This is a genomic window from Bacillus sp. NEAU-Y102, from assembly GCF_054788175.1.
Genome location: NZ_JBTWFK010000003.1, coordinates 362,478 through 376,147, shown reverse-complemented (window position 1 = coordinate 376,147; position 13,670 = coordinate 362,478). Strand labels below are relative to the sequence as shown.

The following is a 13,670-nucleotide window of genomic DNA, read 5'->3' as shown; positions in this document are numbered from 1 at the left end:
AAGGGCGAAAAACCCTTCTTTTTTTAGGTTGAATAGATGACCCAGCGATGATTGGGAGCGGTCAGTGCTTAATTGGTGTTCGAATGATGTATGAAGACTCCAAGTAGGAAGTGAGAGGAAGGCTGTTTTTGTTTTCGAAGACGGTAATGTTGCTAGAAAAACCCTTCTTTTTTAGGCTGAATAGATGACTTGGTGATATGTGGTAGTGGTTGATACTTAATTCGTATCTGATGCGGATATTAGAATAGAATGATGAATTTTTTTAGAGGTGAACGAAATGAAAGTAGTAGTTGGATCGAAGAATAAAACGAAAGTTGGTGCTGTGGAGAAGGTTTGGAAAAATGCTGAAATTACCTCTCTTTCTGTTCCTTCAGGAGTAGCAAACCAGCCGTTTTCAGATGAAGAGACGATGCAAGGAGCGATTAATAGAGCGAAGCGAGCGCTAGAGGAAGGAGAAGCTCCAATTGGTATTGGGCTAGAAGGTGGTGTGATGAAAACGGAGCACGGTTTATTTATGTGTAACTGGGGCGCGCTAGCAACAAGTGATGGGAAAGTATTCGTGGCTGGAGGAGCGCGTATTACGTTACCAGACGATTTTTTAGCACCTCTTGAAGATGGCAAGGAGTTAAGTGAAGTGATGGAAGAGTTTGTACATAGAAAAGATATTCGTAGTCACGAAGGAGCGATTGGTATTTTTACAGATGATTATGTCGACCGCACGGAATTATTTGTACACGTTGTTAAGTTACTTGTTGGGCAATATAAGTATGACAAAAAGCAAGCATAAACCTTGCACCATGCGCGATGTATGGTAGTATAAAAGAAAGATTATAACATGAAAAATGCACTCGTTAGAGGAGGAAATATAGATGAAGTCATTAGAAAGCATGGAGCAATTCCAACAATTAAAAAATGAAGAGAATGTAGTCTTTATGTTCTCAGCAGAATGGTGCCCAGACTGCCGTTTTGTAGACCCATTTATGCCAGAAGTAGAAGAGAAATATAGTGATTTCTCATTTTACTATGTAGATCGTGATGAGTTTATTGATCTATGTGTAAAATTAGACGTATTTGGCATTCCGAGCTTTGTAGCGTACAATAAAGGTGAAGAAACTGGTCGCTATGTAAACAAAGATCGTAAAACACAAGAACAAATCGAAGAGTTCATTGAAGGTTTAAAATAAGGCAATTTGCCAATTGAATTGTAAAACAACCTCTACCTTCGCGGGGGAGGTTATTTTTTTGGAAGGGAGGAAAAAGAGATGAAGATGACAAGTAAAAAGATGAAAGACGAGTTAATGAAGAAATTATCTCGTCCAGAGTGGGACTTTCAGTATGATAGCGAGAAAGAGGTTCTACGTATAGAACAGAAAGACTCGAAAAAAGGTATTAACGTATCACTTCCAGGAGTTGTAGCAAAATGGGAAGTGAACAAAGAAAAGGCAATTGAAGAAGTTGCTTATTACGTACAAGAAGCGCTAATTGCGATGCATAAAGAAGAAAATAGCGGAGCAAAAATTTTACCTGTTATTCGTTCTACTTCTTTCCCGAAACAAGCAGAAGAAGGAAATCCGTTTATTATGACGGATCATACGGCGGAAACACGTATTTACTATGCGTTAGATTCGAATAAAACGTATCGACTAATTGATGAACGTCTGTTACAAAAATTAGAACTTACAGAACAGCAAGTGCGTGAAATGGCATTATTCAACGCACGCTCATTAGGTTATGAATTTAAACAAGACACAGTAGCGGGTAATACATTCTACTTTTTAAACACAAATGATGGGTATGACGCGACTCGTATTTTAAACGAATCGTTACTACAATCGATGCGTGAAAAGATTTCTGGTGACATGGTTGTTGCTGTTCCTCACCAAGATGTATTAATTATTGCTGATATCGTCAACGAAATCGGTTATGATATTATTGCACAAATGACAATGAAATTTTTTGCCGAGGGGCATGTTCCGATTACATCACTTTCATTCGTATATGAAGATGGAGAATTTGAACCAATCTTTATTTTAGCGAAAAATCGGAAGAAGACAGATGGAAAAGAGAAAGGATGAACGAAGTGAACGTTTTTTACAACCTTGAAGGAATTGGTGACACTTTAATTGTTGCCTTACAAGATATTACTTTAGAGAACCGTACTTTTGATCGCAAAGGAGATGTTGCACGCGTATACGATCGTGAAAGCAATATAACAGCAGGATTCAACATCTTTAATGCATCTTCTTACTTAGAAGTAAAAGAAACAGGAAACCTTACATTAACGAAAGAGCTTGTAGAGAAAATCAACGAAGTTTTAGCGAAGAATGGCTTTGAAGAAACAGTAGAAGCAGATCTTTCTCCGAAATTTGTTGTAGGCTATGTAGCTGAAAAAGAGAAACATCCAAATGCTGATAAGCTAAACATCTGTAAAGTAGAAATCGGTACAGAAACATTACAAATCGTATGTGGTGCACCAAACGTTGATGCAGGACAAAAAGTTGTCGTTGCGAAAATCGGCGCTGTAATGCCAAGCGGTATGTTAATTAAACCGGCTGAACTTCGCGGTGTTCCTTCTTCTGGAATGATCTGCTCTGCACGTGAATTAGAGCTTCCAGACGCTCCACAAGAAAAAGGTATTCTTGTATTAGAAGATAGCTTTGAAGTTGGACAAGAGTTTAAATTTTAATTGATATAAGAAAAGAGAGGTTGTCCTTTTGGACAGCCTCTCTTTTCTTTTTGTCATTCTTTGTCGGTAAGTCGAAATTTCTTGTTGAATCGTTGATATATTGAGAGTTGTGATAGATATACTCAAAAAATCGTAAATATGATAAGAATGTCACCTTTTTTCTTAAAATCTATATTGTATTTTATAAACAAACTAGTTAAAATTTAGAAAAATAGAAGGGGATAGACGTATGAAACAACAACCAAAAATCGCAGAACTTCTAAAACGAATTGAAACTTCAAAACAGCAAGATGTTGAGCTAGGTACTTATGAAATATATGTGTTTAGTGAAAGTGAATTAGAAAAAGGACAAATCGGTTACCGATATGATAAACATAAAAATTCATTAATAAGTGAAGAAAACGGAAAGTGGCAAGAAGGATGGATTGCAATTGGATATGAAACGGATATGGGTGATCCAGTTTTCGTAAATATAGATGATAACGCTTATCCGGTTTATACTGCAGAGCGTGGTACAGAAACGTGGCATCCTGTTTATATTGGAAATATGGATGAGATTATAGGGCAATTATAAGAAAAACTTTGAATCCGGTGCAAAGTGATGGGAGAGAAGTATGAAGTATATAAAAATAATGAGCATGATTGCATTCATTGGAATATATATGGCTGGTTGTTCACAAGAGCAGCCGAAAAAAGAAACTACATCTTCTATACAAGAGAAAAGAAAAGATACCAAAGAAGACGCACCGGTAGAAAAGCAGCAAGAACAAGAAAAGAACGAAGAATCGCAAGCAATTAAAACGAATGAGCAAGTGGAGCATAAGCAGGAGGAAATGCCGACTGAAGAAAAGATAGAGGAAACTACACCGGTGCTGCCAACTGAGCAACCAGTGCAAAATAATGAACAAAAAGTAGAGAGTAATGAAAAACAAGAGAAGTTTCTCGTCGTTATTGATCCAGGGCATCAACAAAAAGCGAATTTAAATTTAGAGCCGATTGGGCCAGGGGCAACAACACAAAAATATAAAGTCACAGATGGTACAACTGGTGTTGTGACGAAAAAAAGAGAGGCCGTACTTGTATTAGAAATGGCTTTCGTATTAAAAGAAAAGTTAGAAGCGAAGGGAATGCAAGTATTAATGACGAGAACGTCACAAGACGTTGATATAAGTAATAAAGAACGGGCGACATTCGCAAACAATCATAAGGCAAATTTATTTTTACGTCTTCATGCAGATGGTTCTGAAAATCCAAACCAAAGTGGATTTGCTGTATTGACGCCAGCAGAAGACAGTCCGCATACGAAAGAGATTTATGCGGAAAGCCTTCAAATCTCTCAAATGATTGTAAATAAAATGAGGGAGAACCAGCAAGTGAAAGTAAATGGAATTAAATTCAGGGATGATCTTTCTGGATTTAATTGGTCCAAAGTACCTGGTGTACTATTAGAACTTGGGTTTATGTCAAATCTTGAAGAAGATAAAAAATTATCTGACCCGCAGTATGTAAATTCTTTATTGCAAAGTGTAACGGATAGTATAGATGCATATTGGAAGCGTAAAGCTTAAGCGCAGTCTTACATGAAAGGCTGCGTTTTTCCATATGAAACACTTGTAAATTAGAATATTGTGGATAAATATGACATGCTTAATTTTACCTGCACTTTTTGCCGAATGCTGATACAATAAAGGATGTTACTATTTAGTAGAAAGAGTGGTAAGCATGTTAGATTGGATGAAAAAGTTGTTTAACAAAGAGGAAGAACAAACAGCGTTGAATAAAGAAGTACAAAAGCAAATTGAAAGTCAGCCGAAAATTCCTCGTGTAAACCACTACACTGAAGCAAGAGAAGCACAAATGGCAAGTAGGAATGCAGGTAAATGCCGTTTTCCTTTAGTACCGGATAATGGGTTCGATGAAGAGGATGAAAGAGAAGTAGATCACTTCGAAGAACAACCTGTTCAAGGAGTAACATATGAAGAACCGACTGCTCAAAGAGGAATACAGGTGGAAAGAAGCAGACGACCGTATGTGGAAAAGGTAGTTTCTACATATGAAGAACCGGAAGTACAATATGAACCGGTGCGAGAGGCTGTCGTTAAAAAGGCATCTGCACCTTCGCAAGAGAGTAACCGTAGACCATTTCGTCCAACAGAAATGATTTCGCCAATTTATGGATATAATCGTCCTTCAGTAGAGAAAAAGGTTGAAAAGCAGGAGGAAGTAAAAGAAAGAGAAGATCTTGAAATATCTGTAGAGGGCAAAGCAGTTGTTGATGCATGGTTAGAGAAAAAAGGATATACATTATCAGATTTCTCAGAAGGGCAAGCAACGTCTTCTTCGCCTAGTCATGAATCGGTTGGTCAACAGGATAAAAAGCAAGAAAAATCAGTTGTTGATCAATGGCTAGAGAAAAACGGTTATGAAATCGAACGCCAAGAGCCTTTAGTAGAAGAAAAAGAAGTGATTCAAGGAATGAGTACACCGCAGGAAGTTTCAGGGGATGAATTACTTCATAAAACAGTAGCTGAGCAGATGGAAAGTGCTAAGCTAGAAAAAGATGTAGTGGTGTTAAACGAAAACAATCTACAAGAAGAATTAGTGGCTTCTAAAGTAGAGCACGAGGATACAATATTATCAGAAGAAATTAAACGTAATACAGAAATAAAACAACCTACTATTGAAGTGGAAAAGCAAGCTCCAGAAGAATCAGTGATTGTCAAAGCAGAAGAAAAACTTGCAGAAACAATCATTGTGGAAATACCAGAAGAGCCAGAAGAAGTGGAAGTAATTACAGAAACAGAAGAGCCAGAAGAAGTGGAAGTAATTACAGAAACAGAAGAGCCAGAAGAAGTGGAAGTAATTACAGAAACAGAAGAGCCAGAAGAAGTGGAAGTAATTACAGAAACAGAAGAGCTAGAAGAAGTAGAAGTAATTACAGAAACAGAAGAGCTAGAAGAAGTAGAAGTGATTGCAGAAGCAGAAGAGTCAGAAGAAGTAGAAGTAATCGCAGAAGCAGAAGAAGTAGAAGTAATCGCAGAAGCAGAAGAGTCAGAAGAAGTGGAAGTAATTACAGAAACAGAAGAGCCAGAAGAAGTGGAAGTAATTGCAGAAGCGGAAGAGTCAGAAGAAGTAGAAGTAATTGCGGAAACAGAAGAGCTAGAAGAAGTGGAAGTAATTGCAGAAACAGAAGAGCCAGAAGAAGTGGAAGTAATTGCGGAAACAGAAGAGCTAGAAGAAGTAGAAGTAATTGCAGAAACAGAAGCACAAGAAGAAGTGGAAGTAATTGCAGAAACAGAAGAGCCAGAAGAAGTGGAAGTAATTGCAGAAACAGAAGAGCCAGAAGAAGTGGAAGTAATTGCGGAAACGGAAGAGTCAGAAGAAGTAGAAGTGATTGCAGAAATAAAAGCGCCTGTAGTAGAGACATTTGTAGCACTTGAGGAAATTCAGCAAGAAGATGAAGCGATTGAACAAAAGAGTGAATTCATACATGTAGCTGAGGCTGATGAACAGACAAAGAACGACGTTCAAAGCTTTGCGAATGTTTTACTTGCAGAAACAGAAGAAAATAAACGAGTTGTAGAAGAAGCGCCAGTCGCAGAAGAACAACGAGTTGTAGAAGAAGCGCCGGTCGCAGAAGAACAACCAGTTGTAAAAAAAGAAGAACCAGAACGTGAGAAAAAGCGTCATGTACCATTTAATGTTGTTATGTTGAAACAAGATAGAACACGATTAATGGAAAGACATGCAGCTAGGGCAAATGCAATGCAGCATTCTGTTAATGTACGAGTAGAGAATAGACCAGTGCAACAAGTAGTAGCAGAACCACAAGTGGAAGAACAACCAATGCAGCAGGTGGTAGCAGAACCACAAGTGGAAGAACAACCAATGCAGCAGGTGGTAGTAGAATCACAAGTGGAAGAACAACCAATGCAGCAGGTGGTAGTAGAATCACAAGTAGAAGAGCAATCAGTGCAGCAAGTAGTAGCAGAGCCACAAATGGAAGAATGCCCAGTGCAGCAAGTAGTAGCAGAGCCACAAGTGGAAGAACGTCCAGTGCAGCAAGTAGTGGAAGAGCAAGTACAAAAGCCAATTTCAAGTACGGAAGTACAAGAGAAAGCATATGTTGTAAATCAAAGAGAGAACGATATGCGAAATGTATTGCACACACCACCGACATACACTGTTCCGCCATTAGCGCTGTTGTCGATTCCGCAGCAATCAGCGCTAGATAATACAGAATGGTTAGATGAGCAAAAAGAATTATTAGATACAACGTTTAATAATTTTCATGTTGGAGCACATGTTATTAATGTATCGCAAGGGCCAGCAGTAACTCGTTTTGAAGTGCAACCAGACCCAGGCGTGAAAGTAAATAAAATTACCAATTTAAGTGATGATATTAAGTTAAGTTTAGCTGCGAAAGATATTCGTATTGAAGCGCCGATTCCAGGGAAGAGTGCGATTGGAATTGAGGTTCCAAATAAAGAAAGTAAGCCAGTATTTCTTCGTGAAATTTTAAGAAGTCCTGTATTCACAAAGAGTGAATCACCGCTTACTGTTGCGCTTGGACTTGATATTTCAGGTGATCCAATTGTAACAGATATTCGAAAAATGCCGCACGGACTTATTGCGGGTGCAACGGGTTCAGGTAAAAGTGTGTGTATTAACGCGATTTTAACGAGTATTTTATATAAAGCGAAACCGCATGAAGTGAAGTTAATGTTAATTGATCCGAAGATGGTTGAGCTTGCACCATACAATTCTGTTCCACATCTTGTAGCACCTGTTATTACGGATGTAAAAGCAGCGACAGCGGCTTTAAAGTGGGCAGTCGAAGAGATGGAACGCCGTTATGAATTGTTTGCGCACGCTGGTGCTCGTGATTTAACTCGTTACAATACGATTGTAAGTGAGCGAGAAATTCCAGGAGAAACATTACCTTATATCGTTATTGTCATTGACGAGTTAGCCGACTTAATGATGGTAGCACCTGGTGATGTTGAGGAAGCGATTTGTCGTATTGCGCAAAAAGCACGTGCTTGTGGTATTCATTTATTAGTAGCGACGCAGCGTCCATCTGTAGATGTTATTACAGGTTTAATTAAGTCAAACATTCCAACGCGTATTGCGTTTACTGTATCATCTCAAGTTGATTCGCGTACGATTATTGATATTGGAGGCGCGGAGAAATTACTTGGCCGTGGTGATATGTTATTTTTAGGGAACGGTACATCTAAGCCAGTTCGTGTACAAGGTGTATATGTATCGGATGATGAGATTGAAAAGACAGTTGATCATGTGAGAAAGCAAATGAAGCCGAATTACTTATTTAAGCAAGAGGATTTATTAGCGAAAACAGAACAGGCTGAGTCGGAAGACGAATTGTTCTTTGAAGCATGTCAATTTGTTGTAGAACAAGGGGGAGCGTCCACATCTTCTGTACAGCGAAAATTCCGCATCGGTTATAATCGCGCGGCACGTCTCATTGAGGAGATGCAATCGCAAGGAATTATTTCTGAAGCAAGAGGGACGAAGCCAAGAGATGTCCTTATTTCTGAGGATGAATTCGCTGCTATGCAGGAAACGAATGTATAGTCCACGGTTTTGCTGTATACTAATAGAAAATGTTGGATAGTAAAGTAGGGAGTAAAGCGACATGAAAGAAATTGAATTAAAATTAAAAGGTGAAATAAATCGACTAACAAATAAAACATTTAAATTTGACGAACGAGTTGGAGAAGGTTGGTTCTCCGCCGTTTACTTTTTAAAAACTAGAGAAATTATTGAAGAATTTCGCCCGAAAAGTGTTGTAACGATGCAATTTTTCCAAAAAGAAAATGCAGTTCTTTGCGGAACAGATGAAGTAATTGCATTGCTACAAACATTCGCTAAAAATCCTGAGGAACTTGAAATTAACTCTTTAAAAGATGGCGATAAAATTAGTCCATTTGAAACAGTGTTAACAATTCATGGTCCTTATGAGAATTTCGGATTTTTAGAAGGTGTTATTGATGGGATTTTAGCTCGTCGTACATCGGTTGCAACAAACGTATATAATGTTGTCCAAGCTGCGCGTAGTGTAGATAAAGAAAAACCAGTTATTTTCATGGGAGATCGTGACGATCATTATACACAACAAGCTGGTGACGGTTATGCAGCATACATCGGAGGTATGAGCGCACAAGCGACGCATGCAATGAATGAATGGTGGGGCAGAAGTGGTATGGGAACAATGCCTCACGCATTAATTCAAATGTTTAATGGTGATGTTGTAGAAGCGGCAAAAGCATATCATAAGAAATTTCCAGAAGATGAATTAGTTGTACTAATTGATTACAATAATGATGTTATTACAGATGCACTTCGTGTAGCGCGTGAATTTGGATCAACATTAAAAGGTGTGCGTGTAGATACGTCTCGCACAATGATTGATCAATACTTTATTCGCCACCCAGAAGTACTTGGAACATTTGATCCACGTGGTGTAAATCCATCTCTTGTATTTGCACTTCGCAAGGCGCTTGATGAAGAAGGATTCCAGCATGTAGACATCGTTGTAACTGGTGGATTTGATGAAAAGCGTATTCGTGAATTTGAAGCTCAAAAGGTACCTGTTGACATATATGGGGTAGGGAGTAGCTTGTTAAAAATGAATATTGGCTTTACTGGTGATAATGTAGAATTAAATGGGAAACCAGAAGCAAAAGCTGGTCGTAAATATCGTCCAAACCCACGTTTAGAGCGTGTTCAATTAGAAAAAAGAGAAGATATGTAAAAGAGAGAAAAACTGATAGGTGATTGACCCTATCAGTTTTTCTGTTATCATAGTATAGCGGCTTCTTTTTTGCTATAATGGACTTGTTATGGACATATAAAGAAGTACGTACGAGTTTATCCTGATAAGTGAAGGGAAAGAATAACCTCACTACATCAAAAATGTATGATGATTACCAAAATAAGAAAAGATTCATATACTGTCTTATAGATAGGCCGTTGTATTAGTTCGAAATGTTGGAGGTTCTTTAAGATGACAGTTTACCATTTTGTAGGAATTAAAGGAACAGGAATGAGTTCATTAGCGCAAATTCTTCATGATATGAAGCATACTGTTCAAGGGTCTGATTATGAAAAGCGTTTCTTTACACAAACAGCGTTAGAAAAGCGTAGTATCTCGATCCTTCCTTTTGATAAGAATAATGTAGAAGAAGGACAAGTGATTATTGCAGGAAATGCATTTCCTGATACGCATGAAGAAATCGTAGCAGCAAAAGAATTAAACATCCCAGTACATCGTTACCATCACTTCTTAGGTGACCTTATGAGCCAATACACAAGTGTTGCTGTAACTGGTGCACACGGAAAGACATCAACAACAGGTTTGTTAGCCCATGTAATGCAAGGTGCACATCCTACATCTTACCTTATTGGAGATGGAACAGGGCATGGGGTAGAAAATAGTAAGTATTTTGTATTTGAAGCTTGTGAGTATCGTCGTCATTTCTTGTCTTACAATCCAGACTATGCAATTATGACGAATATTGATTTTGATCATCCAGATTATTTTGCAGACATCAATGATGTATTCAGTGCATTCCAAGAGATGGCATTGCAAGTGAAAAAAGGCATTATTGCATGTGGAGATGATGAAGAACTTCAAAAAATTCAAGCGAAAGTACCTGTTATTTTCTATGGATTTGGAGAAGATAATGATTTCCAAGCACGTAACATCCAAAAGAGAACAGATGGCACGATATTCGATGTATTCGTTCGTAATACGTACTATGACACGTTCAAAATTACAGGATACGGCAATCACAGCGTATTAAATGCGTTAGCAGTAATCGCACTTTGCCATTATGAAAACGTTGATGTAGAAGCAGTAAAACATCAATTAACAACTTTTGAAGGCGTAAAACGTCGCTTTAATGAAAAGCCGATGGGAGAGCAAGTTATTATCGATGACTACGCACACCATCCGACAGAAATTAATGCAACGATTGAAGCAGCTCGTCAAAAACATCCAGAGCGTGAAGTTGTCGCTGTATTCCAGCCGCATACATTCTCACGTACAGAAAAGTTCTTAGATGAGTTCGCTGAAAGCTTAAGCAAAGCTGATCAAGTATACTTATGTGATATTTTCGGATCAGCACGCGAAAACAAAGGTGAATTAACAATTGAAGATCTGCAAAAGCGTATTGATGGTGCAGAACTAATTACAGATACAACAACGGATGTATTAAAGAAACATAAAAACGGCGTTCTAATTTTCATGGGCGCAGGTGACATCCAAAAATTCGAAGCAGCTTACGTAAAAGAAGTTCAAGTTGCAGAGAAATAATAGAAAAGACGCATAGCTGTGGCTGTGCGTCTTTTTTTGTTGTGTTCAACTTTTATCCCGCATTAACGTGCAATAAGACCCCCACTGATTAAAGTTTCACTTTATTTATGTATTGACCTAGAGCTAACTCTAGGTTGTAAGATGAAAATGTAAAAACAAGGGGGAGAGAACATGTATAAAATCGGCGAAGTAGCAGAATTAACAGGGATGAGCATTCACACTTTGCGCTACTATGAGAAATTAGGTTTATTACCACCACCAACGCGAAATAGCGGTATTCGTCAATATACAGAAGGCGATGTACGTTTATTAAAATTTTTATATTCATTAAAACAAACTGGGATGTCATTAGAAGAGATGGCTGAGTTTGCAAGTGATGGGTGCATTATAGAGGAAATTAGGCAGAAGAAAGAGGAAGTACCAGCGAAAGTAAAAAAGAGAATTTCCATTTTAACAACTCACTTGGAGCGATTAAAAGAACAGCAGGAACAATTGCAAAAAGTTGTTCAGCTAACGGAGGAGAAGTTAGAAATTTATTACGGTTTTCTAGAAGAAAAAGACTTGGAGGCCGGCAATGAAAAATAAAGTATATACGCAGTTATTAGGTTTTGCGATATTTACTGGTGGGACATTTAATGCTTCGAAATATGCGGTGCAGTATTTCGAAGCAATTCATATAGCAGCATGGCGTTTTGGGATTGCTGCATTTGTGATGTTATGTTTGTTAAAAATACGAAAAGATTTTGATTTGGAAGTATGGATGCAGAATAGGACCTATTATCTTTTGCTAGGTATTGTTGGTGTATTCGGCTTTAACTTCTTTTTCTTTTTAGGAATGAAATATACAGAAGCTGTTAATGGTGCACTTATTATGGCGACAAATCCTCTCGTTACGACGCTGTTAGCAAGTGTCATTTTACGAGAGAAAATTGTGAAGCGCCAAGCAATTGGAATGTTACTTGCACTAATTGGCGTTGTTTTTGTACTTACACAAGGTTCGTTTACAATACTACAACATTTATCATTTTCAAAAGGGGATTTTTATATTTTATTAGGGAATATTTGCTGGGCGTTATACGGCGTGCTAGGCAGAAGGTTTATTAAAACTGGTAATCCAATACAAACGACGACATATACGATGACTATTGGTGCACTTGCCTTTATTATCATATCTTCTACACAAAAAAGTATAGTACCAGTTTTAGAAATTCCTTGGTTGGCATGGGGAGCGATTCTCTTTATGGCAATTGGAATGAGTGTGCTTGGTTACTTATGGTGGAATAATGGAATTGCTCAAATTGGGGCAGCAAGGACATCTTTATTTTTTAATCTAGTGCCTGTTGTTACAATACTTATTTCTTTTATTGAAGGAGTCAATATAACATCTGCACAATCTGTAGGAATGATATTAGTTATTACGGGAATATTGTATTCTTCTGGTTTTATACAAAGAAAATCAAAAGAAAGTGTTAATATTTAACTTTTTACATCTAAAAATGTTAGAATAATAAGAAAAATAAAAAGGGGACTAAAAAACATGTTCACACTCCGAGTAGATGACGAAATCGAACTACAATTACTAGAAAAACATCATAAAGAAGAATTATATCAATTAATAGACCAAAACCGTAATCATTTACGAAAATGGCTTCCTTGGGTAGATGGGACAAAATCTGCTGATGCTTATGATGAGATTTTTCCGATGTGGTTAAAGAAATTTGCAGAGGGAGACGGTTTTGAAAGTGGTATACGTTACAAAGGAAAGCTCGTTGGGATGGTAGGTATTCATCCAGTGAGCTGGGGGAAGAGAGCGGCGAGTCTTGGGTATTACCTTGCAGAAGATGCTGGAGGAAAAGGCGTTATGACACGTAGCGTAAAGGCTGTGCTTCACTATGCATTTGAGAATTTAAAATTAAATAAAATGGAAATTAGATGCGGTGTTGAAAATGTGAAAAGCCGCGCTATTCCAGAGCGTTTAGGGTTTAAATTAGATGGTATTTTAAGAGATGAAGAATGGTTATATGATCATTTTCATGATATCTCTGTATATAGTTTATTAGCTTCAGAATGGAAAGATATTCGATGAACGAGAAGATTCGTATTATTCCGTATGAAAGTGCGTTTCAAGAGGAAGTAGTAGATCTTATCGTTCATATTCAGCAAAAAGAGTATAATGTTCCCATTACGAAAGAAGAGCAACCTGATTTACTTGAAATAGAAACATTCTATCAAAAGGATCACGGAAACTTTTGGGTAGCACTTTATGATGGGAAAGTAGTTGGAACAGTAGCTTTATTAGATATTGAGAATCATCAAGTAGCGCTAAGAAAAATGTTCGTACAAAAAGAGTTTCGTGGAAAAGAATGTGGCGCGTCATATATGTTGCTTCAAACAGCAATTTCATGGGCTGAGGATAAAAAGTTGAAAGATATTTATTTAGGAACAACAGTAAAATTTTTAGCGGCACATCGCTTTTATGAAAAGAATGGTTTTCAAAGTGTGAGTATAGATGAGTTGCCGAAAAACTTTCCAGTGTTACAGGTAGATAAGAAATTTTATAGGTACATTGTGAAAAAGGTCATCTAGAAATGGCCTTTTTCTATGAACCAAAATGGAAATAGTGGTATAATTTGGATTAGGGGG

General features: G+C 37.6%; 13 protein-coding genes. All 13 read left to right on the top strand.

Annotated features, from left to right (window positions below):
- Window positions 1-277 precede the first annotated feature (277 nt).
- The 13 genes from ACYFX0_RS11370 to ACYFX0_RS11310 all read left to right on the top strand — a co-directional run bounded on the left by ACYFX0_RS11370 (window position 278) and on the right by ACYFX0_RS11310 (window position 13,613).
- On the top strand, window positions 278-787 hold the full coding sequence (locus tag ACYFX0_RS11370) for a DUF84 family protein (RefSeq protein WP_000869961.1): 510 nt from the start codon (window positions 278-280) through the stop codon (window positions 785-787).
- A gap of 82 nt (window positions 788-869) precedes the next feature.
- Window positions 870-1,184, top strand: coding sequence for a thioredoxin family protein (locus ACYFX0_RS11365; RefSeq protein WP_000838193.1), 315 nt, complete (start codon window positions 870-872; stop codon window positions 1,182-1,184).
- Between the two features lie 78 nt (window positions 1,185-1,262).
- Window positions 1,263-2,075, top strand: coding sequence for a DUF1444 domain-containing protein (locus ACYFX0_RS11360; RefSeq protein ID WP_000784606.1), 813 nt, complete (start codon window positions 1,263-1,265; stop codon window positions 2,073-2,075).
- The gene (gene ytpR, locus ACYFX0_RS11355) at window positions 2,072-2,686 is read left to right on the top strand and encodes a YtpR family tRNA-binding protein (protein WP_016077205.1); all 615 of its coding nucleotides are present in this window, start codon (window positions 2,072-2,074) and stop codon (window positions 2,684-2,686) included. The genes ACYFX0_RS11360 and ytpR overlap by 4 nt, the downstream gene beginning before the upstream one ends.
- A 229-nt stretch (window positions 2,687-2,915) precedes the next feature.
- Window positions 2,916-3,260: a hypothetical protein gene (locus ACYFX0_RS11350; protein ID WP_000813351.1), complete on the top strand. Its 345-nt coding sequence runs from the start codon at window positions 2,916-2,918 to the stop codon at window positions 3,258-3,260.
- A 40-nt stretch (window positions 3,261-3,300) separates the two neighbouring features.
- The gene (locus ACYFX0_RS11345; RefSeq protein WP_016077206.1) at window positions 3,301-4,254 is read left to right on the top strand and encodes an N-acetylmuramoyl-L-alanine amidase; all 954 of its coding nucleotides are present in this window, start codon (window positions 3,301-3,303) and stop codon (window positions 4,252-4,254) included.
- Between the two features lie 154 nt (window positions 4,255-4,408).
- Window positions 4,409-8,284 carry a DNA translocase FtsK gene (locus ACYFX0_RS11340; protein WP_460270498.1) on the top strand — a complete coding sequence of 1,292 codons (3,876 nt, stop codon included), beginning with the start codon at window positions 4,409-4,411 and terminating at the stop codon, window positions 8,282-8,284.
- A 61-nt stretch (window positions 8,285-8,345) separates the two neighbouring features.
- A complete protein-coding gene (locus tag ACYFX0_RS11335) occupies window positions 8,346-9,464 on the top strand; it encodes a nicotinate phosphoribosyltransferase (protein ID WP_000658372.1) in 1,119 nt (372 codons plus the stop codon).
- A gap of 252 nt (window positions 9,465-9,716) precedes the next feature.
- A complete protein-coding gene (murC, locus tag ACYFX0_RS11330) occupies window positions 9,717-11,027 on the top strand; it encodes a UDP-N-acetylmuramate--L-alanine ligase (protein ID WP_000219469.1) in 1,311 nt (436 codons plus the stop codon).
- 171 nt (window positions 11,028-11,198) lie between these two features.
- Window positions 11,199-11,612, top strand: coding sequence for a MerR family transcriptional regulator (locus ACYFX0_RS11325; RefSeq protein ID WP_000276609.1), 414 nt, complete (start codon window positions 11,199-11,201; stop codon window positions 11,610-11,612).
- On the top strand, window positions 11,602-12,507 hold the full coding sequence (locus ACYFX0_RS11320; RefSeq protein WP_000792471.1) for a DMT family transporter: 906 nt from the start codon (window positions 11,602-11,604) through the stop codon (window positions 12,505-12,507). Before ACYFX0_RS11325 ends, ACYFX0_RS11320 begins: the two co-directional genes overlap by 11 nt.
- Before the next feature lie 57 nt (window positions 12,508-12,564).
- Complete coding sequence (locus ACYFX0_RS11315; protein WP_199670105.1) at window positions 12,565-13,113, top strand: GNAT family N-acetyltransferase; 549 nt, start codon at window positions 12,565-12,567, stop codon at window positions 13,111-13,113.
- Complete coding sequence (locus ACYFX0_RS11310) at window positions 13,110-13,613, top strand: GNAT family N-acetyltransferase (RefSeq protein ID WP_001003135.1); 504 nt, start codon at window positions 13,110-13,112, stop codon at window positions 13,611-13,613. The genes ACYFX0_RS11315 and ACYFX0_RS11310 overlap by 4 nt, the downstream gene beginning before the upstream one ends.
- The last annotated feature ends 57 nt before the right edge of the window (window positions 13,614-13,670 follow it).

What these genes read in the sequence shown, in the direction of transcription:
- ACYFX0_RS11310 (WP_001003135.1), top strand. Translation starts at nt 13,110, where the DNA reads ATGAACGAGAAGATTCGTATTATTCCGTATGAAAGTGCGTTTCAAGAG.
- murC (WP_000219469.1), top strand. Translation starts at nt 9,717, where the DNA reads ATGACAGTTTACCATTTTGTAGGAATTAAAGGAACAGGAATGAGTTCA.
- ACYFX0_RS11340 (WP_460270498.1), top strand. Translation starts at nt 4,409, where the DNA reads ATGTTAGATTGGATGAAAAAGTTGTTTAACAAAGAGGAAGAACAAACA.
- ACYFX0_RS11325 (WP_000276609.1), top strand. Translation starts at nt 11,199, where the DNA reads ATGTATAAAATCGGCGAAGTAGCAGAATTAACAGGGATGAGCATTCAC.
- ACYFX0_RS11345 (WP_016077206.1), top strand. Translation starts at nt 3,301, where the DNA reads ATGAAGTATATAAAAATAATGAGCATGATTGCATTCATTGGAATATAT.
- ACYFX0_RS11370 (WP_000869961.1), top strand. Translation starts at nt 278, where the DNA reads ATGAAAGTAGTAGTTGGATCGAAGAATAAAACGAAAGTTGGTGCTGTG.
- ACYFX0_RS11320 (WP_000792471.1), top strand. Translation starts at nt 11,602, where the DNA reads ATGAAAAATAAAGTATATACGCAGTTATTAGGTTTTGCGATATTTACT.
- ACYFX0_RS11335 (WP_000658372.1), top strand. Translation starts at nt 8,346, where the DNA reads ATGAAAGAAATTGAATTAAAATTAAAAGGTGAAATAAATCGACTAACA.
- ACYFX0_RS11350 (WP_000813351.1), top strand. Translation starts at nt 2,916, where the DNA reads ATGAAACAACAACCAAAAATCGCAGAACTTCTAAAACGAATTGAAACT.
- ACYFX0_RS11365 (WP_000838193.1), top strand. Translation starts at nt 870, where the DNA reads ATGAAGTCATTAGAAAGCATGGAGCAATTCCAACAATTAAAAAATGAA.
- ACYFX0_RS11315 (WP_199670105.1), top strand. Translation starts at nt 12,565, where the DNA reads ATGTTCACACTCCGAGTAGATGACGAAATCGAACTACAATTACTAGAA.
- ytpR (WP_016077205.1), top strand. Translation starts at nt 2,072, where the DNA reads ATGAACGAAGTGAACGTTTTTTACAACCTTGAAGGAATTGGTGACACT.
- ACYFX0_RS11360 (WP_000784606.1), top strand. Translation starts at nt 1,263, where the DNA reads ATGAAGATGACAAGTAAAAAGATGAAAGACGAGTTAATGAAGAAATTA.